Origin of the sequence: Phytoactinopolyspora alkaliphila, assembly GCF_010550695.1 — a bacterium.
Classification (GTDB): domain Bacteria; phylum Actinomycetota; class Actinomycetes; order Jiangellales; family Jiangellaceae; genus Phytoactinopolyspora; species Phytoactinopolyspora alkaliphila.
The window spans coordinates 182,157-205,636 of sequence record NZ_JAAGOB010000004.1; the positions used below are offsets into that span (position 1 = coordinate 182,157).

Here is a 23,480-nt window from a genome sequence, read left to right on the forward strand (position 1 = left end):
CCGGGCGCTGCATGTCTCAGGACTGCCGTGCTTGTTGCTTGATGCGGTTAGTCAGCTCGGTGACCTGGTTGAACACGCTGCGGCGTTCGGCCATCAGAGTGCGGATCTTGCGCTGGGCGTGCATGACCGTGGTGTGATCCCGGCCGCCGAAGTGCTGACCGATCTTGGGAAGGGACAGGTCGGTCAGCTCGCGGCACAGGTACATAGCGATCTGCCGTGCTGTCACCAGAACCCGGCTGCGGCTGGTGCCCTGGAGGTCCTCGATCGTGAGGCCGAAATAGCCGGCCGTCTGGGCCATGATGGTTGCCGCGGTGATCTCCGGCCCGGTGTCGTTGCTCACCAGATCACGCAGCACCACCTCAGCGAGATTGCGGTCTACGGGCTGGCGATTGAGACTCGCGAACGCCGTGACACGAATCAGCGCCCCTTCAAGCTCTCGGATGTTGGTGACGACCTTGCTGGCGATGTACTCCAGGACGTCCGGCGGCACGTTGAGACTGTCCTGGGCCGCCTTCTTCGACAGGATGGCGATCCGAGTCTCGAGGTCCGGCGGCTGAACGTCACAGATCAAACCCCATTCGAAGCGGTTGCGCAGCCGGTCCTCGAGCGCCGAGAGCTGCTTCGGCGGGCGATCCGAGGTGATGACGATCTGCTTGCTCGCGTTGTGCAGGGTGTTGAACGTGTGGAAGAACTCTTCCTGCGTCTGGATCTTTCCCTCGAGGAACTGGATGTCGTCGATGAGCAGGACGTCGACATCGCGATAGCGACGCTGAAAGGCTGACGCCTTGTCGTCGCGGATGGAGTTGATGAAGTCGTTGGTGAACTCCTCGGAGCTGACGTATCGAACCCGTGTGCCCGGGTACATGTCCCGGGCGTAATGGCCGATCGCATGCAGCAGATGAGTCTTGCCGAGGCCTGAGTCGCCGTAGACGAGCAGCGGGTTGTAGGCCTTTCCGGGAGCTTCGGCTACGGCGACCGTCGCGGCGTGGGCGAAGCGGTTGCTCGAGCCGATGACGAAGGTGTCGAACGTGTAGCGCGAGTTCAGGTGTGGTGCCTCCACTGGCGCGGCGGTGTTCGGCAGATCGGAGCGATCGCGGCGCGGTGACGGTATGAACTCGCGGTTGTCGGCCGCTTCCGGGGCTCGCTGGGTGATCGGAATGGGCTCTGGCGCGGCATGAGCACCCGCGTCCGGCGTGTCGTGTTCGGTGGGCGACGGCATGGGGTGCGCGTCTCGCGTCGGCGACTGGTCAGGAGGGGCGCTCACGCTGATGGCGAGCGAGACGGGTGTGCCGAGAACGGCGGTGAGGGCGTCGGTGAGCGGCGAGCGCAGCCGCTGTTCGATCTGGGCTCGCGCGAAATCGCTGGGCACAGCGATCACCGCTGTCCCTTCGACCAACGTGACCGGCCGTGCCTGAGCGAGGAAAGCCCGCTGCTGAGGTCCGATGTGCTGGTCTCCGTCCAGCGCATCGAGAGCCTTCGCCCACGCGACGACGAAATCGGTCGCCGGCTGTTCCGTCACTCCGCACTCCAAACTGGCGACATTTCTCCGCGCCATCCCCGTAACACGTTGTCCACACCCTCCTCCACAGGCTGTGGAGAATGCCGCCGCGAGCACACTTTCTGGTAGCCCCCGCCGCTTGACGTGCGTCGATGCCCGTCATGAAGATCGTGTGGCGCTCCGACATCTCGTGCTGTCGGACACGTGACGCTAACAACATGCGGGCCTGCGTTCAACCGATGTCCACAGGTTACGCGGGAAATCGCCGGCGTGTCGCTAAGCTATGGGCTCGGATTCGGATGAGAAGCTGATGTGTTTTCGCGCACTCCCTGAAACGGAGGCACGGCCAGTTTGACCTGAGGTGCCGCGTGCGCGTACCGTTAATCGGTCCGGCGAGGGCCTTCTTCAGCGTGCTCAGGGTGTGTCTGCCCGGGGTTTTTTGCGTGCAGAAGGCGGTGGCCGGATGAATCGACCAAACATGTATCAATGCAGGCAGATGCCTCGACGATCTTCAGGAGCCCGGACGTGAAGCGTACATTCCAGCCGAACAACCGCCGTCGTGCCAGGACCCACGGCTTCCGGCTGCGCATGCGCACCCGGGCCGGCCGGACCATCATGTCCGCTCGCCGCCGTAAGGGCCGCGCCAAGCTGTCCGCTTGAACTCCGACCACCACCCCTGGACGCTTTCGTGCTGAAGGCCGAGCACCGGCTTCGACGGTCTGACGAGTTCTCGTCGGCGGTGCGCCGTGGCGCCGCGGCTCGGCGTGCCTCGGTTGTGGTGCATGTGGCTCCGGGCACAGACGAAGATGGTCCGGCGAAGGTCGGTTTTGTCGTAGGACGAGCAGTGGGAGGCGCCGTGGTTCGTAACGCTGTGCGCCGCAGGTTGCGCCATCTGATGGCCGCCCGTCTCCCCATGCTCCCCTCCGGTGCCACCGTTGTGGTCAGGGCGCTTCCTGGAGCTGGCCTGGCAGCGCGGGCATCATTGGCCGCCGATCTCGACAAGGCCTTGGCCAGCGCCTTGCGCCGCGCTCAGGACCAGTAATGAACGTGCTCACCGCGGCGGTGGCGGCACCGATCAAGCTGTACCGGCTGGTCGTCAGCCCGACCTACGGCCAGACCTGTCGCTATTACCCCAGCTGCTCTGCCTACGCCCTGGCCGCCGTGGAGAACCACGGTGCCGGCCGGGGCGTTTGGCTTGCGCTGCGCCGCCTTGGCCGCTGCCACCCGTGGTGTGAGGGAGGGGTGGATCTGGTGCCGACGACGGAGAACTACCGTTGGTGGGGCCGCGCCGCGGGGACGGACGGCGAGGATCACACCGACGATGCCGTTCGCGGCACCGATACCAACGCCCCGGCCGGCGGCTTCTCTACGCCGGTACTGCCGACTCGACCCACGATCTCTTAGGAGCTTGAGGACCTGTGGATACCGTTCTCGCGCCGCTGCTGTGGCTGGTCAGCTGGATCATGATTGGCTGGCACTGGCTCTTCGCGGAACTCCTGGGCATCGACCACGACGGCGCGAACTGGGCGTTGTCGATCATCGGGCTGGTGATCGTCATCCGTACGCTGTTGATCCCGCTCTTTGTTCGGCAGATCAAGTCCCAGCGCAAGATGCAGCTGTTGCAACCCCAGTTGCGTGAGCTGCAGAAGAAGTACAAGGGCGACCGTGAGCGTCTCCAGCAGGAGATGATGAAGCTCTACAAGAAGACCGGTACCAATCCGTTCGCCTCGTGTCTTCCCATCCTGCTGCAGGCGCCCTTCCTCTTCTCGCTTTTCAGAGTTCTCGACGGAATCGCCCGTGACGCGCCACGTGGCGCCTTTGCGAACGAGAGCAATGAGCATCTGTTCGTCTCGGCTGGGCAGGCGAAGATCTTCGGTGCGGAGCTGGCCGAGTCATTCCTCACCACCGAGGTGACGGCTACCCGGGTCATGGCAGTGATCATGGTCATCGGCATGGTGGTGTCCCAGTTCATCACCCAGCGGCAAATCATGCGCAAGAACATGCCGAAGGAGGCACTGGAAGGTCCCTTCGCGCAGCAGCAGAAGATCCTCCTTTACGTGCTGCCACTGGTCTTCCTCTTCTCCGGTGTCTACTTCCCGCTCGGCACCGTTCTGTACTGGCTGACCTCCAACTTCTGGACCATGGGCCAGCAGCTGTACGTGATCCGCCGGATGCCCGCGCCAGGCAGTGATGCCGAGAAGGCACAGCAGCGTCGGCAGGCGGAGCGTGCCAAGCGCAAGGGACTCACGGTCGCGGAGCCCGAGGCGCCGAAGGTCGAGCCTGGACAGCAGAATGGTGAAGCGCCGGAGCGAAAGCAACCGAAGCGTATGACCCGGGCTGAGCGCAACAAGAAGAAGCGTAAGTAAGCGGTCCCGATCCGGGAAGCTGAGATCTGTGGTTCTTGAGGAGTCAGCGGTGAGTGAAGACGTGAGTACGACGACGACGCCGGACGTGGAGGCAGATGGCTCGCCGGACATACGGCACCTGGAGCACGAGGGTGACGTGGCTGCGGACTACCTCGAAGGGCTGCTCGACATCGCCGATCTGGACGGCGACATCGACATGGACGTCGAGAACGCGCGCGCGATGGTGTCGATCGTCGGCGATGATCTCGAGACGCTGATCGGCGCCGACGGCAAGGTCCTCGAGGCGCTTCAGGAGTTGACCCGCCTCGCCGTGTGGCGGGAGACGGGTGAGCGGACGAGGCTGATGCTCGACATCGGCGGCTTCCGGGCGCGCCGCAAGCGCGAGCTGATCGATCTGGCTACGCGTGCTGTCGAGGCGGTCAAGGCCAGTGGCGAGGCGGAGTCGCTTGGTGCTATGACTCCGTTCGAGCGCAAGGTGGTTCACGACACGGTCGCCGACGCGGGTCTGCGCAGCGAGTCGGAAGGTACCGAGCCGCGTCGTTACGTGGTGGTCTTGCCGACGTGAGAGACGGTCCTGGGTCGTCGGTTTCACGTGAAACAGGAGGAGCGCCCCCCGCCGCCGAGACGGTGTTCGGGGAGCGTCTCCCACTAGCGCGACGGTACGTCTCCTGGCTTACCGGCGCAGGTATCGAGCGCGGACTTATCGGCCCCCGCGAAGTCCCGCGCATCTGGGAGCGCCATGTCTTGAACTGCGCGGTCGTTGCCGAGCTGGTGGGCCGCGGACGGCGCGTGGCGGACATCGGTTCGGGAGCCGGCCTGCCGGGACTGGCCATGGCGATCTCACGGCCGGATCTGACCATGGTGTTGATTGAACCGATGCTCAGGCGGGCTGACTATCTGCAAGAGGTCGTGGAGGATCTCGGCCTCGAGTCGGTAAGCGTGGTGCGAAGTCGGGCGGAGCATTACATGGCCCCGGAGCCGTTCGACGTCGTCACGGCACGGGCCGTGGCGAAGCTCAGTGCCTTGGCGGAATGGTCGATGCCGTTGCTCCGCCCGGGCGGGACACTACTGGCTCTCAAGGGGCAATCTGTACATGAAGAGCTACGTGGCTCGGAAAAGGCGCTGCGTCGCGCAGACGCCGAGAGGTGGTCAGTGGAATCCGCCGGGAGCGATGTGCTGAATCCGGCTACCGTGGTCGCAGTAGTGACCAAACGCGTTCGTCCGGCGGCACACACGCAGAAGGGCGCGGGACGACCCGGAAGGAAGTCCTGAGACTTATGACAGCGGTGGCGCGGGGGCTCGGCTGGCCCAAACGTGAGGTGTCGAGAGCCGGAGAGTTCGGCGGATCCCCAGGGTCCGACGGCCCGGTCGGCTGGCTGGGCCAGCTGGCACCGCCGACCACGTCGGCGTCTGATAAGAACGAGGGGTCCGTTCCGGGGACGCGGGCGCCGAGCGCCCCGGTGGAAGCCCGCGCACAGCCTCATACCGCATCGTCACCGAGTGACGGCGCGAGTCGCCCAGAATCGGCACAACCTCCGAAGGATGAACCGGTGAGCGCTGACGAGCAGATCGTCGACCATGACGTGCCAGCCCCCATGCATACGGCCACGGAGTATGCGCGCCTCGGAGCGCCGGGATCTCTGGCCGACACAGACACGCCGATCGCGCGTGAGGCGGCGGCGGCCCTGATGGCTGTCGGCCGGAGCCGGATTCCGATGCCGAAGCCGGACGCGCCCCGGGTGATGGTGGTGGCCAACCAGAAGGGTGGCGTAGGCAAGACCACGACGGCGGTGAACCTCGCTGCCGCATTGGCGGTGAGCGGTTTGCGGGTGCTCGTGATCGATCTGGATCCGCAGGGCAATGCTTCCACCGCGCTCGGCATCGATCATCACGCGGAGATTCCGAGTATCTATGACGTGATGATCGAAGAGGCGCCGATGGGGACCGTTGTACAGAAGGTCGAGGGATTCGAGACCTTGTGGTGCGTCCCGGCGACGATCGACCTCGCCGGCTCGGAGATCGAGCTCGTGTCGCTCGTCGCGCGTGAAGCCAGGCTGCGTAACGCGATCGAGGCCCATGTGAAGGCCGAGCCGTATCCGTATGACTACGTATTGATCGACTGCCCGCCGTCCCTCGGACTGCTCACGGTGAACGCCTTGGTCGGCGGCGACGAGGTGCTGATACCGATCCAATGTGAGTACTACGCGCTCGAGGGGCTGAGTCAGCTGCTGAAGAACATCGACCTGGTGCGTGCGCATCTGAACCAGGACCTCGCGGTTTCCACCATTCTCCTGACCATGTACGACGCTCGTACGCGCCTTGCAGCGCAGGTTGCGGAAGAGGTGAGAAAGTACTTCGGTGACACGGTTCTCAAGACCACCGTGCCTCGTTCGGTGCGTATCAGTGAGGCGCCGAGCTATGGCCAGACGGTGATGACCTACGATCCTGCTTCAAGCGGTGCGTTGTCCTATCTGGAGGCGGCGCGGGAGATTGCGGAACGTGGTGCTGGTTCCGCACGACGGGGGATAGAGGAGCAGGCATGACTGATCGCCGACGTGGGCTCGGGCGCGGGTTGGGCGCCCTGATCCCGACGGGTCCGGTGAATGAGACGGTGAAGCGGGAATCTCCCGTGGACATCTTCTTCCCGGAGGGCTCGAAAGAACCCGCAGCCGAGGTGCAGGCGCCTGTTTCACGTGAAACAGTGCCCGCCGATGACGGGCTGGTGCCCGTCGACGGCGCCACATTCGCGGAGATCCCGGTCGACTCCATCAGTCCCAACGCCCGTCAGCCGCGACAGGACTTCGACGAGGATGCGCTCGCCGAGCTCGCATACTCCATCAAGGAGATCGGCCTCCTGCAGCCGATTGTGGTCCGCAGGCTGGCTGATGACCGGTACGAGCTGGTCATGGGTGAGCGGCGTTGGCGTGCAAGCCAGCGCGCCGGCCTGGTGACCATCCCGGCGATCGTGCGTTCTACGACAGACGACGACATGCTCCGGGACGCGCTGCTGGAGAACCTGCACCGGAGCCAGCTCAATCCGCTGGAGGAGGCCGCCGCATACCAGCAGCTTCTCGACGACTTCTCGTGCACGCACGACGAACTCGCCGAACGAATCGGACGCAGCCGGCCGCAGATCACCAATACGCTCCGGCTTCTCAAGTTGCCGCCGCTGGTTCAACGGCGGGTTGCCGCAGGTGTGCTGTCCGCAGGACACGCCCGAGCATTGCTCGGACTGGAGGACGGGGCGGCGCAGGAGCGGCTGGCCCAGCGGATCGTGGCCGAAGGCCTCAGCGTGCGCAGCGTAGAGGAGATCGTAGCCATCGGCGATGGTGAGACTCCGGCCCGGAAGTCCAAGCGCACGCCGAAGCCCGTGGCACCTCGGCTGGCCGACATCGCGAGCGCCTTGTCCGAGCGGCTCGACACCCGGGTGAAGGTGGATCTCGGCCGGAGCAAGGGCAAGGTGACCATCGAATTCGCGAGCATCGATGACCTCGAGCGGATCGTGACGGCGATCGACCCCAAGATTCCCACCGAGGACGCCACCGAGCAGCCCTGAGCCCTCCGTCACAACCCCTGGCATGGGTTGTGGTCGCTGGAAACGTACAAATCGGGCGCGATAACGACCTCAACCCATGCCAGGGGTTGTGGCGGGGGTGAACAGAGGCGGCGGAAGAGCCTACTGTGTGGCGCGGTGCCGCTCGATGGCGGCGGAAAGCAGGTCTCGCGCCAGATCGCCGAGCCCGATGCCCGCGGCCCGGGCCGACTGCGGCAGCAACGAAGTCTCCGTCATCCCCGGGGCGACATTGATGTCCAGGAGCCACGGTGTGCCGTCGGCATCGACGATCATGTCCGCCCTGGAGATGTCGCGCAGTCTCAGCGCATGATGCGCCGTCACCGCGGCTTGCGCCACCGCTCGGCCTGTGGGGTCTGGTAGCCGGGCCGGCACGTAATACTCCGTGGTGCCAGCGGTGTACCGGGCGTGATAGTCGTACGTGCCCGGCTCGGCGACAATCTCCACGGAGGGGAGAGCATGGGGGCCGGCGCCGGTGTCCACCACCGGAACGGCTATCTCGGTGCCCTCGATCAATTGTTCGATCATGGCGGCTTCACCATAGGCGAAGCACTCGACCATAGCGGATGGCAAGTCCTCGGCCTTATGCACCACGGAGGTGCCCAGGGCCGAACCACCGCGGGCGGGTTTGACTACGAGCGGCAGACCGAGCCGTTTCACGAGTGAGTCGAGCAGGACCGCGGCACCCAGTTCGCGGAAGGCAGCCTGAGACAGAACGGCGCCTCGTGGCGTTCGCAGGCCTGCTTGCTCGAGGAGGCCCTTGGAGATCGGCTTGTCGAAGGTCTGGCGGCAGCTGATCGGAGGCGAGCCGACGTACGGAAGCTCGGCAAGGGCGAGCACCTCTTGAATCCCGCCGTCCTCACCTTGAGCGCCATGCAGCAGCGGGAAGACCGCGGCGGGTGGGTCGTGGCGCAGGTAAGCGAGCAGATCGGCGTCGGCATCGCGCTGCTCGACGTCCACGTCGACTTCGCGCAGGGCCTCAGCCACCCGGCGTCCCGAACGCAACGAGACATCACGCTCGTGCGACAGCCCACCAGCGATCACCAGGACTCGGCCAAGGTCGCTCATACGTACACCTTTCTCACACACACATGGGCCCAACGTCTAGCGCCATGGGCGTCCCCACGATGGGCATGGTCAGCTCTGGTCTGGGCCGGGTGCATCCAGGCCGGGCCGGCGAGACGTGCCTTCGGCGCCGAAGGCGGCCCGCAGCTCCATCTCCTGCTCGATCACCTGGGCGAGGCGTCGCACACCCTCGCGGATCCGCTCCGGGGTGGGGTAGCAATACGACAATCGCATCGACCGGCTGCCGAAGCCGTCGGCGTAGAAGGCCGTGCCGGGAACGTACGCGACCCTGCTGGTGACCGCACGGGGAAGCATAGCCTTGGTGTCCAGGCCGGGAGGCAGCGTCAGCCATACGTAGAAGCCGCCGTTGGGACGGGTCCAACGGGCACCTTCGGGCATCAGGCCGCTGAGTGCGTCGAGCATGGCGTCCCGGCGTTCGAGGTACAACTCTTGGAACGACTTCACTTGACCACGCCAATCGTGCGCCGCCAGATACTCCGAAACGGCCAGCTGGCTGAACGCCGGCGGGCACAGCACGCTGCTCTCCGCGGCCAAGACCAGCTTCTCCCGGACCGCATGCGGGGCCAAGGCCCAGCCGACCCGGAAACCCGGAGCAAAGGTTTTGGAGAATGATCCCAGGTACACGACGCGCTCGGCGTCGTCGGCGCGCATGGCCCGGGGAACATGCCCGTCGAAACCGAGCAGCCCATAGGGATCGTCCTCGACGATCAGAATGTCGTGGTCCTGGCAGATCCGCAGGATTCGGGCCCGGCGCTCCGCGGTCAACGTGACGCCCGCGGGATTGTGGTAGTTGGGAATCGTGTAGAGGAACTTGATCCGCCGGCCCGCCGCCTTCGTGGTGGCGATGGCGTCGAGTACCCGCTCCGGGATCAGGCCGTCGTCATCCATCTCCATGTGGACCACATCGGCCTGGTAGGAGCGGAATGTACTCAAAGCACCGACGTAGGACGGCGCCTCGGCAAGAATGACATCGCCCGGATCGATGAAGATCCTGGTGATGAGGTCCAGCGCCTGCTGGGAACCGACCGTCACCGTGACGTCGTCAGGGTGGCCGTTGATGCCGGTGGGCTTCATCACTTCGCAGATCTGCTCACGCAGGGTCGGGTCGCCCTGCCCTGAGCCGTACTGCAGGGCGGTCATGCCCCTCTTGCCGATCAGATTGCTGATGAGGGAGCCGACGACGTCCATGGGCAGGCCGGAGATATTCGGCATGCCGCCGGCCAGCGACACCACCTCGGGCCGTGAGGCCACCGAGAACAGTGAGCGCACCTCGGAGGCGGTCATGCCGTGAGTGCGGGTGGCGTAACGGTCTACGTACGAGTCGAGGCGAGACCCGGTGGAGGCTGCTGCGTCAGTGATCCTTCGATTAGCGTCTGGATACTGGCCCATGTCACACCTCCACCTTCGTGTCGAACCCGCGAGCGCGAGCCGTACTCGGCACGCCAGCCTCTAACGATGCCCGAAAAGCCGCCGGTGCGCCACTCGGTACCTACGCCTGCGCCAGGTCACGAAGATGCAGCACCCCGGTCGGAGCGTCCTCACCGGTGGGAAGGTAGACCCGCTGGACCGCGACGACGATCGCCTCAGCGACGACGTCACGGAAATCGGGGTCGGCCAGCCGCGCGGCATCCCGTGGGTTGGTGATGTAGCCAGGCTCGACACGCACAGTGGCCATGGTGGAATGCCGGAGCAGGTCCCACGTCTTCGCATGGCTGCGGCAATCGACGAGATCCGTGCGGGCGACGATCTCACGCTGGATGAGCCCGGCGAACTGCTCACCGATGGCGCTCGTGGTGCCCGGCCGGTCACCGCCGTAGTAATAGGTGGAAACACCCGACGCGTCCGGATTGGTGTGCGCGTCCACGTGCAACGACACCATCAGGTTGGCACCGGTCTCATTGGCGAAGCGTGCCCGGGCGGCCTCGTCCAGCTCGACCTCGGCCCCGCGGCCACGGGTCAAGAACGTCTGGACACCGGTAGCGGCCAGCCTTCCCTCGATCCGCGACGCGAGATCGGCGACGATGGCTGCCTCTTCCAAGCCATGGCCGGTGTGGCCGCGGTCCGAGCCGCCGTGTCCCGGATCGATGACGACGACCTTGCCCGGTAGCCGTTTGCCGGCCCTCCGCAGCACCTCGGACGCCCGGAGACTGTCCGGGCGTCCACCGGTGACCAGAGGCGCGAGCCGGTCCAGCGCCTTGAACGTGCTCGGCCCGCACGTCCCGTCAGCGTTGAGGCCCATGTTGCGCTGCAACTCGCGGACGGCCTCTCCGGTGCGCGGCCCGAAGACGCCGTCCACCTGTCCGACATCGAAGCCCAGCTCGCTGAGGCGGCGCTGCAAGGCCATCACGTCGTCGCCGGATTGCGGATTGGCGACGACATAGGAGAGCAGCCGATCGCCCAGCCGCCACCGCGCTTCGTCGAGAACCCGATAGGTGGTGGCGTCGACGACCCCCGTGACCGTCAGCCCCCGCTCCTGCTGGAAATGCCGGACAGCGTGCTGGACGTCTTCGTCGAACACGCTCGGACCGGGCGCGGTGTCATCCAGCAGGCGCAGAAGCGTCAGCTTGGAGCGGATCTCGGATATCGCCGGACCGGTGTCACCGAGCCGGTAGAGGACGGCCGTCATCCGGTTAACCGACGTACTCGCCGAGCTCGTTGAGGAGGAGCGACTTGGGCTTGGCACCGATGATCTGCTTGACCATCTCACCGCCCGAGTAGACGTGCAGGGCCGGGATGGACGTGACCCGGTTGGCTGCCGCGGTAGCCGGGTTCTCGTCGATGTTGAGCTTGACGATCTCCAGCTTGTCCTGCGAGTTGGCGATCTCCTCCAGAACCGGCGCGATCATCTGGCACGGGCGGCACCATTCCGCCCAGAAGTCCACCAGCACGGGCTTATCGCTCTTGAGGACTTTCTCCTCGAAGTCGGCGTCGGTGACGTGCTGGATGGTTCCCATGGGTAACTCCTCGATATATGGATGGTGCGGTTCAACCGGCACGAGCCGGCGGTTCGGGGTGTCAGGAGGCGACGAGCTGGTCCTCGGTCGTCTGAGCGGTGGACGTGGCATCGACTTCGCTCAGGTACCGCTCGGCGTCGAGTGCGGCCTGGCAGCCGGTGCCGGCCGCCGTGATGGCCTGGCGGTAGATGTGATCGACGAGGTCGCCGGCCGCGAAGACGCCAGGAAGGTTGGTCCGGGTAGTGGGCGCATCGACCAGCACGTAGCCCTCGGCGTCCAGCTCTACCTGGCCCTTCACCAGCTCGGAACGGGGATCGTGACCGATTGCCACGAAGAGTCCCGTGACGTCCAGGGTGCGTTCCTGGCCGGTTCCGGTGTCGCGCAGCCGTAGACCGGAGACGCGGTCGTCACCGAGTACGTCGGCGACCTCGGTGTTCCAGACGAACTCGATCTTCTCATTGGCGAACGCGCGCTCCTGCATGACCTTCGACGCCCGGAGCTGGTCCCGGCGGTGGATCAGATAGACCTTACTGGCGAAGCGGGTCAGGAAGGTCGCCTCCTCGATGGCGGAGTCGCCACCGCCGACGACGGCGATCTCCTGCTCCCGGAAGAAGAAGCCGTCACAGGTGGCGCACCATGACACGCCGTGTCCAGACAGTCGTTTCTCATTCTCCAGGCCGAGCTCTCGGTAGCTGGAACCCATGGCGAGGATCACGGAGTGCGCCCGGTACTCGTTGCCCTCGCCGTCCTTGACCACCTTCACCGGTCCGGAAAGGTCGACGTGGACGACGTCACGGGTGACCATCTGCGCACCGAAGCGCTCTGCCTGGGCACGCATCTCCTCCATCAGAGCCGGGCCCATGATGCCGTCTCGGAAACCGGGGTAGTTTTCCACCTCGGTAGTGTTCATCAGTGCGCCACCCCAGCTGACCTCGCCCTCGATGACGACGGGGTCGAGCCGGGCACGCGCCGCGTACACGGCCGCGGTGTACCCGGACGGGCCGGAGCCGATGATGATCACGTTGCGAATCTCGGTCACCTTCGTGCCTTCCACCGATGCATTGACGAATCCATCTGGCCCAACGGCCGCTGGCCGTCAGGAATTCCCAGCCTAGACCCGGCCGGTCCACGACCGTGACAGACTCTCGGCGCCGGCTGGCATCAGCTGCCAGGAACCGGCGTCTGGACGATCTCCTGCGCGGCGTCCACCCCCGCGCCACAGTCCGGGATCATCCAGCCAGTGAGCAGGTGGCCGTCCACGACCACGGCCAGGATCTCATCCTCGACGTACGCACTTCCCACCAGATCGAGGCCGAGATCGTCGGCCAGCTCCCCGCCGCACCTCGCCTCGATCTCGTCGCCGCTCTCCCAGACGTCGATGACCGCCAGGACCAGGCTGTCCTCGGGTATCTGCAGCCCGCTAGTCCCGACGTCCTGGTCGGTGTCGCCATTGGTGGTGCCGGCATCGTCGGAAGACTCTTCCTCCTCGCGGGCGCCCGCTTCCGGCGCGCTCTCCATCGCCGGCTGGTCGGCCATGACGCCGTCCGTGGCCTCCGCCTCCGCGCTGTCGTCGTTTCCGCCGGCAGAGGAGAAGTCCGGCGGGGACTCGCCGGAGACGAAGGTGTATCCCACGAGTCCGATCACGGCTGCCGACGCGGCGGCCGCCAGTGTCTGGGGCAGCCGGCGGCGGAACCATGCCACCGGGCGGTCGTGGATCGCGGTGACGCTGCCGCCCGCGCCGTCGACCGGCTCGTCTGTGGCTGGGCGAAGGTTGGCAGCTCCGGCCTCGGCGGCCAGGGCCTCGGTGAGGCGGGCGGACACGCCCGGCGGTGTGGGCAACCGTGACGGCAGAGCGTGCAGCAGCTGTTTCACGTCCTCCAGCTGTGTGACGACCGCCTGGCAGGATTCGCATTCTTGCAGGTGCGCGTAGGCAGCAGACAGCTCGTCGTCGACGGGGTCGACCGCTTCGGCCAGCTCGGCCAGGACATGCTCAGGTGGATGCCGGTCCGTGTCACTCACCGAATCTCACCTCCGAACTCACTGGCCGTCGAAGGTCGGACGCGGCGATCCGCGGAACGGTTCCCCTCGACGCGCGACGAGTCTGCATCGGACAACAGGGGAAGCAGCCGGGCCCTGCCTCGTGCGCACCGGCTCTTGACCGTGCCGACGGGTAGGTCGAGCATCTCCGCTACCTCCGCTACCCGGTAGCCCTCGATGTCGACGAGTACCAACGGCACCCGTTGCTCGTCCGGCAGCGTGGCGAGCGCAGCCTCGACGTCGAGGCGAAGTGCGGTGTTCTCTGCGGGGTCGTTTCCGGAGCCGAGCGACGAACGCAGCGCGGGTGACTCCGTGCCGTCGAACGCGACCGGGTCGGCGGGCCTGGCGGCGGAGTGGCGGACCCGGTCGAGGCACGCGTTGACCACGATGCGGTGCAGCCACGTGGTGACTGCGGACTCGGACCGGAAGGAGCCGGCTCGCCGGAAAGCGTTGATGAGCGCGTCCTGGAGTGCGTCGGCGGCGTCGTCCTGGTTGCCCAGGGTTCGCAGGGCCACCGCCCACAATCGGTCCTGATGGCGCTTGACCAGTTCTCCGAACGCCTCGTGGTCGCCCTGGACATGCCACTTCAGCAGGGCGTTGTCGCTGGCGTCTCCGTAACGGGAGGCCTCACCCGACACTTAAGAACCTCCGCTGTCAGCACCCAGGACGCTCACTTCGGCGATGCCGCTCCGGTAGTTGTCTTCGAATACGGGCAGCCGAGTGAACCACACCAGGACGAAGCGGGTCGTGACGGCCTCGTCAAGTGTATGGGTCAGCGAGTCCTCGGTGTCCAGTTCCTCGTGTACGAGGTTCCAGCCGTCCGGGTCGTCCGGAGCCGAACTGGAGCCTTCGGGCGCCAGAAGGAGCTCGACGTCCGCGTCGGTATTGAACAGGGCGACCTGGATCTCGGTGACGGCCCTGTCCTCGCCGAGGTCTACGTACAGGCCCACGCCGTCCTTCTGCTGCTCCAGCGGATCGAAGTAGTTCAGCGTGGTCCAGCTGGTGTCCAAGTCACCGTCGATGGCGTCACCGACCTGGGTCGGGTTCTCCGGTGTGCCGCCGAACGGATCGAAGTAGTCGGCCGCCACGATCTCCAGCGGCGTGGGCTCCGAGTCCGGTTCCGGGTCCGGGGTGCCGGGGTCTTCGGTGGTGCTGGTCTGGGTCGGCGACGGCTCCTCAGAACCCGGATCCTGGGAGTCGAACGCACTAAGCATCAGCTGCAATCCGACGAGCGTGGCGCCGACCAGCAACAGAGCGGCGCCGACGACGCCGAGGAACCGGTTGAGGCGGCTGGTGCGACGCTGATCTCGTCTGCTCCGGCCTGGACCGTTGCGCCCCCCGACGCCGGCCGCGACGGCCGTGTACGGGGGCTGGAGGGCGGCGCCGTTCTCGTCCCTGTCCTCCGGGCCGGCCGACCGGCCGACAATGACGAACTCGTCGGTGCGTGGGCCCGCACCGAGCTCCTGAGCGATCTGCAGCGGAGACCGCAGCGGCGGCGCGTGATGCTTGCGCGCGTTCCCGACCGACCGGTCGGTGACCACATTGAGAGCGGTGGGCACGCCAGGGCGGGCCTGGCGTGCCGAAGCCAGCCTCCCGTCGATGCGGGGTGCCGGCTCCAGGCCCCCGGGCGCCCCCGTGGGCCAGTGCGCCGTCAAGCAGGCGTAGAGGACGCCGCCGACCCCGGCCGCGTCGAGGCCCGCCGGGTCCGTCAGCGGGGCGTCAGTGCCGTCCTGGCATACTTCCGCGGGCCCGTAGAGGACGGCCTCGGTCTCCAGGCCGGCGATCTTGATGGAACCCTCCGCCGTCAGGAACACGAGAGTGGGGCCCAGCTGCCGGTGGAACAACTGCTGGCCGTTGGCAACCGCCATCGCGTCCGCCACCTCGCGCCCGATGGCGCTGGCATGGTCAGTGCTGAACGGACCGTAACTGAGCAGGCCGGCCAGGCTTCGTCCCGGCGTCCACTCCCTGACCATGTACGACACGTCGTCCGAACCGATGTCGAGGACGCGAAGGAAACGCGGGTCCTGGATGGTCGACGCCCGGCGGGCTGCCGTGACGAAGGCCTCTGCCCGGGCGTCGTCGGTGGCGAGGGTCTGGATGAACACGGGACGTTGCAGGACGCTGTCGAATCCGTACCACGAACGCACGCCGGCGGAGTCGTCGAGCAGTTCGTCGACGCGATAACGTCCGGCGAGCGTGCCCGGTCTACCTGCGGTCTGCGTGGCCATGCTGCTCCGCGTGCCCAGTGGGAGCTCGGGTTGGGTGTCGACGTCGAGATGGTGATCTCTCCGGCCGTTTTCCCCGCTCCCATCTGTGAACATGCTAGGCCGAACAGGTGCCGCCGTCGCGCTGGAAACGCTGGGCACGCCGTGCATGGTGGCACCGTGCATCGTCTCGTCGAGGAAGAACTCGACGGTGACGTCGGGGTCGAACGTGGGCCGGAAGATGCTCAGCGTCCCGGTCTCGACGATCGGGCCAGGATGTTCGGCCGTTTCCTCCAGCTGTTCCTCGGTGAGCGCGCCCTGCGTCGTCTGCGCCTCGGCGGTGGTACCGCCACGGACCTTGGCGAGGACCATGCCGACCGCGTGCCGGACCTCGTCGATCCGGAACGCGTAGGCGAGAGCGACGAAAGAGACGACGCCGATGGTCCCGCCCACAGCCAGCTCGACCAGGCGCACCGCCATGGACGGAAGCGCATCGAGCAGGCCCAGCTGCGACCAGCCTTGCCAGACGAACCAGGCGAGAGCCGCCGAGATACCGGTCGGGATGACCAGCCGGACCAGATGCTGGACGATCGGGCCGAACGCGACGCTTCCGATCTCCCGCTGGAGCCGGACGACGCTCACCGCGGCGCCCACCACGTAGGCAGCGCTGTAACCGGCTGCGAGGGTGATGGTGACGACAGCCGGGTGGGGAGAGATCACCGCGAGACCGATGGCCCAGACGACCATCACGGCCGCGATCCAGAGCTGAGTGAAGAACGGCGTGCGGGTGTCCTGCAGCGCGTAAAAACCGCGCAGGCAGAGATAGTGGACGGTGAACGCCAGCAACCCCGGCATCAGCGCGATCAGCGTGCGGGCGAGCATGCCGGTCTGGCCCTGCGCCGAGCCGTAGTCGAAGATCATCGCCGTCAGTGGGAACGCGAGCACGGCCATGAGGGCGCCCAGCGGCAGGATGATCGCAAGGCACACACGTACGGCGGAGACGAGCTTGTCCTTAACCTCGTCCAGATGCCCATCGGCTGCCAGGTCGGACAGCCGGGGCAGGAGCGCCGTGGCCAGGGAGACGGTGATGATGGCATGCGGAACCATCATGATCAGCATGGCGTTGGCGTAGACCGTGTAGCCGGCGCCGTCTCCTCCGGCGCCGGTGGCACTCGCGCTCGTCGCGATGTTGACGAAGAACAGGTAGGCGATCTGGTTGACCACGACGAAGCCGAAGGTCCACAGACCCAGACGGATCGGCTCCGCGAGACCATGACCCCGCCAGTCGGTGCGGAACTTCAGAGAGAACCCGGTCTTGCGCAGGACCGGTATCAAGATCAGCGCCTGCGCCGCGACGCCCGCGGTCGAGCCGAGACCGAGCAGCGCCATCTCCGACATCTCGAACGCCTCGGCAGGCTTCGTTCCGAACACGATCAGGTAGGTGGCGAAGACGCCGATGGCGACGACATTGTTCAGGATCGGCGCCCACATCATCGGGCCGAACCGGCCCTTGGCATTGAGTATCTGGCCGATCAGGACGTACAGGCCGTAGAAGAAGATCTGCGGAAGGCAGAACCTCGCGAACATCACCATGTTGTCGTAGAACGGCCGCATGTCCGGTTCGAGATACCGCGAATCGACGATGGCGCGGATGATCAGGGGAGCGGCCAGTACCGCCACGACCGTGGCGACCAGTAGTACGGTCACCGCGACGCTGTACAGCCGCTGCGAATAGGCAGCCCCGCCGTCGTCGTCGTTCTTGATCGCACGGACCAGCACGGGTACGAGGACCGAGTTGAGTATCCCGCCACCCACCAGGATGTAGAGCATGTTGGGGATGACGTTCGGAACGTTGAAGACGTCGGCCGTGGCGACGGTGAGGCCCAGAGCCGCGGCGATGATCGCGGCGCGGGCGAACCCGGTCAGCCGGGAGACGACCGTGCCGGCCGCCATGACGGCGCTGGAGCCGAGGATGCTGGGTTGCTTGCGCCCGGAAGGGCCGGGGGCGGAGGCGGAGACGCGGCTCATGGGGCGACCCCCGGCGCATGGGCCCGTGGGACATCCCCCGGATCGGGCACATCGGCTTCTTCGCCGCTGGTGGCCGCGTCGGTGTCAGTGTCCTCCGGGCCCGCCCGGCGACGTCGCAGGCTCGTACGGAGGACGGAGGCGCCGAACAGCGCGCCGGCACCGGCGATGATCACCCAGCCGATCGTTCCGTAGTCGGTCGCGTTCACGACGGTCTGCGTCGCCGGACCCAACGGAGACTGGTTCCTGGTCACCAGCTGCACCGTGATCGGCACCCGGCCGTTGGTTGCCGCCTCGGCCTGCACCTCCACGGTTTCCCTGGCGCCCGCCTCGACCCGCTGTTCCTCGAGGTCAGTGACCCGCAGCCGGTCCGGGTTCGCCGCCTCGATGGCGAGCGTGACCGTGACCGGCTCATCGAGGTCGTTCGTCACGGTCAGCGGGAAGATCCCGGTCCGGCTCGACAAGGTGACCGACTCGGGCACAGTGACCCGGACCTCGTCGAGACGTTCCCTGAGCTCATCCGTGATCGACGACGCGTACTCGGTGCCGGCTGCCGGATCGTCTCTCCAGCCGGTGGAGGCCGCCCGGAGCACGGCTCGCCCAAGACCGGTGATCAGCTCCGGTTCGGGCTCGGCCAGAAGGTCGGTGTAATCCCGCGACGCCGCTTGCAGCAGAGCTGTCGCGTCGACGTTCTCGGCGGGCAGAGCGTTGACCGCCTCCGCCGGAATCGTGGTGACGGGCTCCGCCTGATCAGGAGGGCTGATCCCGTCGAGCGTCACCGGCTCGACCCAAGGTATGGATGTCCAGGCGTCCACAATCGCGGAGGCGACCTCGGCGCCCGGTGTCCACCGTGGAGGCGGGGCGACGATCATCGGTGCCGGCTCTATCCCCAATGTCTCCGCTTCGAGCGCCGCCATGGCGGTCTCCGCGGCCCACCGCTGGCGTAGGTCGAGTGCGCCGGCTTCGGGGTTCGGTGCCGTGTACGCGTCGAGCAGGGCTGCGTCGAGTCCGGTGTCGGTGAGGACGGCATCCAGCTCACCCTCAGGTGTGACCAGCTGAGCACGAGGGTGCCTCGGCGCCGGGGTCACACCGGCCTGCGGGAGGATCACGGTGCCGACTCCGGCGCGGGCGAGCATCGAGAGCATGCGCTCGGAGGTCTCGCCGCTGCCGGGCCGGACCACGTCGGCTTGCGCGTCGTCCATGTCCCCGGCGGTCTCGCGGCTGGCCTCGAGAGACCTCGCCATCAGCGTGGCAGCCAGATCTGTGTCCGCGGCCAAAAGCGCCTCCGCATCGGGGCGGGCGTAGGGGAGCAAGGATACCGAGCCGTTGCGGGATTCCTGGTTGAACGCGGACCGCCAGCTCGATGCCAGGTCCGACGATTCCCCTTGTTCCCGGTCCGCCGGATCCGGCCCGGTCTCGTATCCGTCCGTCATCGAGTCGACCGTGTCGAGAACATCCGGATCCACCAGCCACGTCAGCGGGGACGAGTCCGCAGCCTCGACGATGGCACCCAGCGGGCCGTCCGGGGCGAGCCGGTCGGCGAGCGCGTCGTTGCGCAGTGCGCCGTCGGGAAGGAGCGAGGGAGGTGCTTCCACCGGCCAGAGCATGGCCATCGGGACCGGTGGGGGTTCGGTGGGCATCCACGGTATGACGGTGCGCACCGTGTCGAGGGTGACTCTTTCGCCGGTGGAGATGGTGCCGCGGATGTCGACGCCGATCGCGTAGACACCGGCGAGCCCGAATCCGAGCTGATCCACATTGTCGAAACTCAGCTCGAACTCACGGCTCTGGCCGGGTTCCAGTCGCTCCGTCACCACCTCGTACGGGTCGTCGTGCCGCAAGCCCCACCGGATGCTCGGATCGCTGCTCACCCGGCCGATCTCCTCGCGGGTCTCCAGCTGGACATCGCTCCAGCGCGGCAGCACCTGGATGTTTTCCAGCGGCTCGTCGCCGGTGTTCTCCACCACGCCGCCGAGGACGAGCTCGTCGCCGGGAACGATCACGGAGGGACGGACGCTGTGCAGATAACTGGCCACCTCGGTTCCGGTTCCGGGGTCACCGGGACTGTCTGCGGCTGAGGCGGGAGACGTCAAGATCACCGCCACGGCTGTGACCGTCGCGGTGGTCAGGAGAGTCCGGCCGAGCATACGTCCAGGGTAAGGGTCTGGGCGGGCATGACGTGACAGCCTCCTCGGTCGGCAAGCCATTCTCGCCCGGGCACGGCTGTCAGGCAACGCGAGCGCCCCTGGTGCGTCGCCCCGCACGGTCCGACGTAATCTGGTTCGTCGTGACCGAATCGAGTGACCAGAACCGTTCGCTTTCCGAGGCGCAACGCCGCGCCGTCCGCCAGATGCTGCGTATCGCGCCCGTGGCCGACGAGCTGGGCGAGCGCTTCAACAACGCTGGTCACGATCTTGCCTTGGTAGGCGGTTCGGTTCGCGACGCGTTCTTGGACCGGCTGGGCCAGGACCTCGACTTCACCACCTCGGCCCGCCCCGACGAAAGCAAGCGACTGCTCTCCGGCTGGGCCGACCATCTCTGGGACGTGGGTCAGGCCTACGGAACCATCGGTGCCTCGAAGGCCGGCTTCCAGATCGAGGTCACGACATACCGCTCGGACGTCTATGACCGGGCGAGTCGCAAGCCGGCCGTCACATACGGCGACAGCATCGAAGAGGATCTGGTGCGCCGGGACTTCACGGTGAATGCGATGGCGCTCAAGCTTCCCAGCCGCGAGTTCGTCGATCCGCACGCCGGCCTGGCGGATCTGGGCAACAAGATCATCCGTACGCCCGGTACTCCTGAGTCGTCCTTCTCCGACGACCCGTTGCGGATGATGCGCGCGGCGCGCTTCGCCGCCCAGCTCGGGTTCGACGTCGCTCCGGAAGTCGTCAAGGCGATGCGGGACATGGCAGACCGGCTGGACATCATCTCCGCCGAGCGGGTGCGCGACGAGCTCACCAAGATGATCCTCTCCGATCGCCCGCGGACAGGGCTCACCCTCCTGGTCGACACCGGCCTGGCGGATCGCGTCCTGCCGGAGCTGCCCGCTCTACGGCTGGAGATCGACGAACACCACCGGCACAAAGACGTCTACGAGCATTCACTCACGGTCCTTGAGCAGGCCATCGAACTCGAACACCGGCTTCCGGGCGGTAGCCCCGACCTGGTTGCCCGGCTGGCGGCCCTCTTGCACGACATCGGCAAACCGCGGACACGGCGCTTCGAGTCCGGCGGAGGCGTCAGCTTCCATCACCACGACGTCGTCGGCGCCAAGCTGGCGCGCAAGCGGTTGACCAAGCTGCGCTACCCGGCGTCCGTCGTGGACGCCGTGTCGAAGCTGACCGAACTGCACCTGCGCTTTCACGGTTACGGAACTGGCCAGTGGACGGACTCGGCGGTCCGCCGGTACGTCCGCGACGCCGGTGACCTGCTGGAGCAGCTGCACGTTCTCACCCGCTCGGACTGCACCACGCGCAATCCGCGCAAGGCCCAGGCCCTCCAGCGCTCGTACGACGACCTGGAGAATCGCATCGAGCGGCTCCAGGAAGAGGAAGAGCTCGCCAAGATCCGCCCGGACCTCGACGGCAACCAGATCATGTCGATCTTGGGCATCGAACCTGGTCCGCTGGTGGGCAAGGCGTCCAAGCACATGCTCGAGGTCCGCATGGACAAAGGGCCGCTCAGCGAGGACGACGCTCGCGCCGAGCTGCTGAAGTGGTGGGCCGAACAGCAGGAGTCCTGAACGGCGGCTTGCGTCCTGCAGGTCGAGTGCCGGGGGCCTCACCTTGCAGGACGCAACGGCGGATCAGGGGTCGACGGGGGTGAGTGCGGCTGTGACGCGGACTATGCCCTCGCCGTACTGCTCGTCGAGGCGTTGTTGGAGGCCGTCGTCGATCTCGACCTGCAGGGTCACCACGCCGCCCGATGTGTCGACGCCTGCTCCCAGGAATCCTGGTATGTCGACCAGCTCGTCCTGGATGGCGCGTAGCTCCGCCTCGGTGTGCTCGGCCTCGCTGACGCACAGTGCGCCGCCCCAGACCTCGCGCAGTTCCGCTTCGTGCCGTTCGAGATCACCAGTGAACTGGACGTTGAGAACGAGCAGAGACGGATCGTTCATCGCCTCTTCGGCCTCGAGGTCGGACTCGGCTTCTGAGGCCGGATTGATCGACTGATCGACCCAGGCGCCTGCATAGTCGGGCTGTTCCGCCGCGAGCTGGAGCGCTTCCTGCAGGGCGTCGTCGTTGGTCTTCTCCGGGTCGACCACGGCCCACCCGCCGGCCGGTGGCTCGCACGGTGAGCTGAAGTCCGGCTCCTGGTGGTCCACCGGAGGGGGAGTGGTGTACATGGCCGACGATGCCGGTTCGGTCAGCTCGAAGGTCTCGCCGTCGTACCGACCGGTGACCACATAGACACCCCAGGTGGATCCGGACGCCGATTCGTAGGTGTCGGGGTCGACCTCGTCCCACGACCAGTTGGAGATGTCCGGGCCGCCGCACTGCGGCGGGTAGGACTCGGCGACGCCGCCTAGGCACAGCTGCGGGCCAGTCTCGGCGGTCTCCATGACCGTGCCCGTCCCCGTATAGATGGTCTCGGGGTCGGGCGCCGGTGCGTCAGTCACATTCGCCACGGTAGCGTCCTCGGTGCCGCACGCGGCAACGGCGAGGACGGGGGCGAGAAACAGCCACGCGTAACGGCTCATGCCCCTTGGACGCCCCTTGTGGCACGCCGGTTCCGTCCGGCAACCCCGATGCGAGTGGGTCGCGGGCCGCTTCGAGCGGTCAGCCTTGCTGCTGGACCATCGACATGGCGTGCTCCACCAGCGTCACCAAGACATCCTTGACGGAGTCTCGCTGCCGGGCGTCGGTGACGACAAAGGGCACCTCAGGGCCGAGCTGGAGAGCGTCACGGACCTCGTCGACCGGATGCTGTTGCTGGCCGTCGAAGGCGTTCAAGGCGACCAGGAACGGAATGCCGCGCTGCTCGACGTAGTCGACCGCACCGAAGCAGTCGGCGAGGCGGCGCGTGTCCACCAGCACCACAGCGCCGATGGCACCGCGGGTGATGTCGTCCCACATGAACCAGAACCGGTTCTGTCCGGGCGTACCGAACAGATACAGAACAAGGTCCTGGGCCAGGGTGATGCGGCCGAAGTCCATGGCTACCGTGGTGGTGCGCTTCTCCGGGAGCATGGACAGGTCGTCGACACTGGTCGAGGCGTCAGTCATCAGCGCCTCGGTGCGCAGCGGCTCGATCTCGCTGACGGAACCGACGAAGGTCGTCTTGCCGACACCGAAACCTCCGGCGACGACGATCTTCACCGACAGCGCGTCTTGCGACGCGGAGGTCCCGTTAGACACCTCAGAGTCGACGGAGGCCATCCCTCACCCTTTCCAGGACGCTCAAATCGCGAGCCGGCTCTGCCGACCCGTGGAAGGCCGCGTGCGGATCTGCGACGCGGGTGAGGCCTTCGGCCTCGAGGTCAGCGACAAGTACCCTAGCAACGCCCAGCGGGATGGACACCAGCGAGGCGATCTCGGCAACCGACCGGGGAGAATGGCACAAGCGCAGGATCCGGTCCCGTTCCGGCTCCGGGTCGATGCCGTGGTTCTTGCCCGCGTCCGTGGTGGACACGAGGGCTTCGATGGCGATGTTCTGCACGGGTTGCGTTCGGCCGCGCGTAGCGAGGTACGGCCGAATGCGGCCGGAATCAGGTATCGGCATCGTCTTCCCCGTTGT

The 23,480-nt window shown here is 66.6% G+C and carries 22 protein-coding genes; 9 read left to right on the forward strand and 13 right to left on the reverse strand.

Features of this window, described 5'->3' with window-relative positions; all coding sequences use genetic code 11:
* Window positions 1-16 precede the first annotated feature (16 nt).
* Complete coding sequence (dnaA, locus tag G1H11_RS09075) at window positions 17-1,555, reverse strand: chromosomal replication initiator protein DnaA (protein ID WP_163818238.1); 1,539 nt, start codon at window positions 1,553-1,555, stop codon at window positions 17-19.
* A 468-nt stretch (window positions 1,556-2,023) separates the two neighbouring features.
* On the opposite strand from dnaA, the gene rpmH reads away from it, so the two are divergent.
* The 8 genes from rpmH (at window position 2,024) to G1H11_RS09115 (ending at window position 7,420) form a co-directional block, all read left to right on the forward strand.
* Window positions 2,024-2,158 (forward strand): 50S ribosomal protein L34, encoded by a 135-nt coding sequence (gene rpmH / locus G1H11_RS09080; protein WP_343074836.1) that lies wholly within the window; start codon window positions 2,024-2,026, stop codon window positions 2,156-2,158.
* Window positions 2,159-2,186: 28 nt separating this feature from the next.
* Window positions 2,187-2,540, forward strand: a complete 354-nt coding sequence (gene rnpA / locus G1H11_RS09085; protein WP_163818240.1) for a ribonuclease P protein component — start codon at window positions 2,187-2,189, stop codon at window positions 2,538-2,540.
* Entirely contained in the window at window positions 2,540-2,902 is a 363-nt protein-coding gene (gene yidD, locus G1H11_RS09090; RefSeq protein ID WP_163818241.1) for a membrane protein insertion efficiency factor YidD, read from the forward strand. Before rnpA ends, yidD begins: the two co-directional genes overlap by 1 nt.
* 14 nt (window positions 2,903-2,916) lie before the next feature.
* The gene (gene yidC, locus G1H11_RS09095) at window positions 2,917-3,864 is read left to right on the forward strand and encodes a membrane protein insertase YidC (protein WP_216843594.1); all 948 of its coding nucleotides are present in this window, start codon (window positions 2,917-2,919) and stop codon (window positions 3,862-3,864) included.
* Between the two features lie 61 nt (window positions 3,865-3,925).
* Window positions 3,926-4,429 carry a R3H domain-containing nucleic acid-binding protein gene (locus G1H11_RS09100; RefSeq protein WP_163818442.1) on the forward strand — a complete coding sequence of 168 codons (504 nt, stop codon included), beginning with the start codon at window positions 3,926-3,928 and terminating at the stop codon, window positions 4,427-4,429.
* Window positions 4,426-5,136, forward strand: coding sequence for a 16S rRNA (guanine(527)-N(7))-methyltransferase RsmG (rsmG, locus tag G1H11_RS09105; RefSeq protein ID WP_163818242.1), 711 nt, complete (start codon window positions 4,426-4,428; stop codon window positions 5,134-5,136). Before G1H11_RS09100 ends, rsmG begins: the two co-directional genes overlap by 4 nt.
* Window positions 5,137-5,459: 323 nt before the next feature.
* Window positions 5,460-6,407: an AAA family ATPase gene (locus G1H11_RS09110; RefSeq protein ID WP_163818443.1), complete on the forward strand. Its 948-nt coding sequence runs from the start codon at window positions 5,460-5,462 to the stop codon at window positions 6,405-6,407.
* Window positions 6,404-7,420, forward strand: a complete 1,017-nt coding sequence (locus G1H11_RS09115; RefSeq protein ID WP_163818243.1) for a ParB/RepB/Spo0J family partition protein — start codon at window positions 6,404-6,406, stop codon at window positions 7,418-7,420. The genes G1H11_RS09110 and G1H11_RS09115 overlap by 4 nt, the downstream gene beginning before the upstream one ends.
* Window positions 7,421-7,540: 120 nt before the next feature.
* Here the strand turns inward: G1H11_RS09115 and G1H11_RS09120 are convergent, their stop codons facing one another.
* The 9 genes from G1H11_RS09120 to G1H11_RS09160 all read right to left on the reverse strand — a co-directional run bounded on the left by G1H11_RS09120 (window position 7,541) and on the right by G1H11_RS09160 (window position 19,888).
* Window positions 7,541-8,503: a D-alanine--D-alanine ligase family protein gene (locus G1H11_RS09120; protein WP_163818244.1), complete on the reverse strand. Its 963-nt coding sequence runs from the start codon at window positions 8,501-8,503 to the stop codon at window positions 7,541-7,543.
* Between the two features lie 69 nt (window positions 8,504-8,572).
* Window positions 8,573-9,910 carry an aminotransferase class I/II-fold pyridoxal phosphate-dependent enzyme gene (locus G1H11_RS09125; protein WP_163818245.1) on the reverse strand — a complete coding sequence of 446 codons (1,338 nt, stop codon included), beginning with the start codon at window positions 9,908-9,910 and terminating at the stop codon, window positions 8,573-8,575.
* 100 nt (window positions 9,911-10,010) lie between these two features.
* Window positions 10,011-11,147: an N-acetylmuramoyl-L-alanine amidase gene (locus G1H11_RS09130; RefSeq protein WP_163818246.1), complete on the reverse strand. Its 1,137-nt coding sequence runs from the start codon at window positions 11,145-11,147 to the stop codon at window positions 10,011-10,013.
* A 4-nt stretch (window positions 11,148-11,151) separates the two neighbouring features.
* Window positions 11,152-11,475 (reverse strand): thioredoxin, encoded by a 324-nt coding sequence (trxA, locus tag G1H11_RS09135; protein ID WP_163818247.1) that lies wholly within the window; start codon window positions 11,473-11,475, stop codon window positions 11,152-11,154.
* A gap of 61 nt (window positions 11,476-11,536) precedes the next feature.
* Window positions 11,537-12,514, reverse strand: a complete 978-nt coding sequence (gene trxB, locus G1H11_RS09140) for a thioredoxin-disulfide reductase (RefSeq protein ID WP_163818248.1) — start codon at window positions 12,512-12,514, stop codon at window positions 11,537-11,539.
* Between the two features lie 122 nt (window positions 12,515-12,636).
* On the reverse strand, window positions 12,637-13,494 hold the full coding sequence (locus tag G1H11_RS09145; protein WP_163818249.1) for an anti-sigma factor: 858 nt from the start codon (window positions 13,492-13,494) through the stop codon (window positions 12,637-12,639).
* Entirely contained in the window at window positions 13,491-14,150 is a 660-nt protein-coding gene (gene sigM / locus G1H11_RS09150) for an RNA polymerase sigma factor SigM (RefSeq protein ID WP_163818250.1), read from the reverse strand. The genes G1H11_RS09145 and sigM overlap by 4 nt, the downstream gene beginning before the upstream one ends.
* Window positions 14,151-17,744 carry a murein biosynthesis integral membrane protein MurJ gene (murJ, locus tag G1H11_RS09155; protein WP_163818251.1) on the reverse strand — a complete coding sequence of 1,198 codons (3,594 nt, stop codon included), beginning with the start codon at window positions 17,742-17,744 and terminating at the stop codon, window positions 14,151-14,153.
* The gene (locus G1H11_RS09160; protein WP_163818252.1) at window positions 17,741-19,888 is read right to left on the reverse strand and encodes a DUF6049 family protein; all 2,148 of its coding nucleotides are present in this window, start codon (window positions 19,886-19,888) and stop codon (window positions 17,741-17,743) included. The genes murJ and G1H11_RS09160 overlap by 4 nt, the downstream gene beginning before the upstream one ends.
* A gap of 140 nt (window positions 19,889-20,028) precedes the next feature.
* On the opposite strand from G1H11_RS09160, the gene G1H11_RS09165 reads away from it, so the two are divergent.
* Complete coding sequence (locus G1H11_RS09165) at window positions 20,029-21,486, forward strand: CCA tRNA nucleotidyltransferase (protein ID WP_163818253.1); 1,458 nt, start codon at window positions 20,029-20,031, stop codon at window positions 21,484-21,486.
* Window positions 21,487-21,549: 63 nt separating this feature from the next.
* Here G1H11_RS09165 and G1H11_RS09170 read toward each other — a convergent pair whose 3' ends face one another.
* From G1H11_RS09170 to G1H11_RS09180, 3 genes are all read right to left on the reverse strand, one after another.
* Complete coding sequence (locus G1H11_RS09170) at window positions 21,550-22,443, reverse strand: hypothetical protein (RefSeq protein ID WP_163818254.1); 894 nt, start codon at window positions 22,441-22,443, stop codon at window positions 21,550-21,552.
* Window positions 22,444-22,522: 79 nt separating this feature from the next.
* Entirely contained in the window at window positions 22,523-23,122 is a 600-nt protein-coding gene (locus G1H11_RS09175) for a GTP-binding protein (RefSeq protein WP_163818255.1), read from the reverse strand.
* Complete coding sequence (locus G1H11_RS09180; RefSeq protein WP_343074837.1) at window positions 23,103-23,402, reverse strand: DUF742 domain-containing protein; 300 nt, start codon at window positions 23,400-23,402, stop codon at window positions 23,103-23,105. Before G1H11_RS09180 ends, G1H11_RS09175 begins: the two co-directional genes overlap by 20 nt.
* Between the last annotated feature and the right edge of the window lie 78 nt (window positions 23,403-23,480).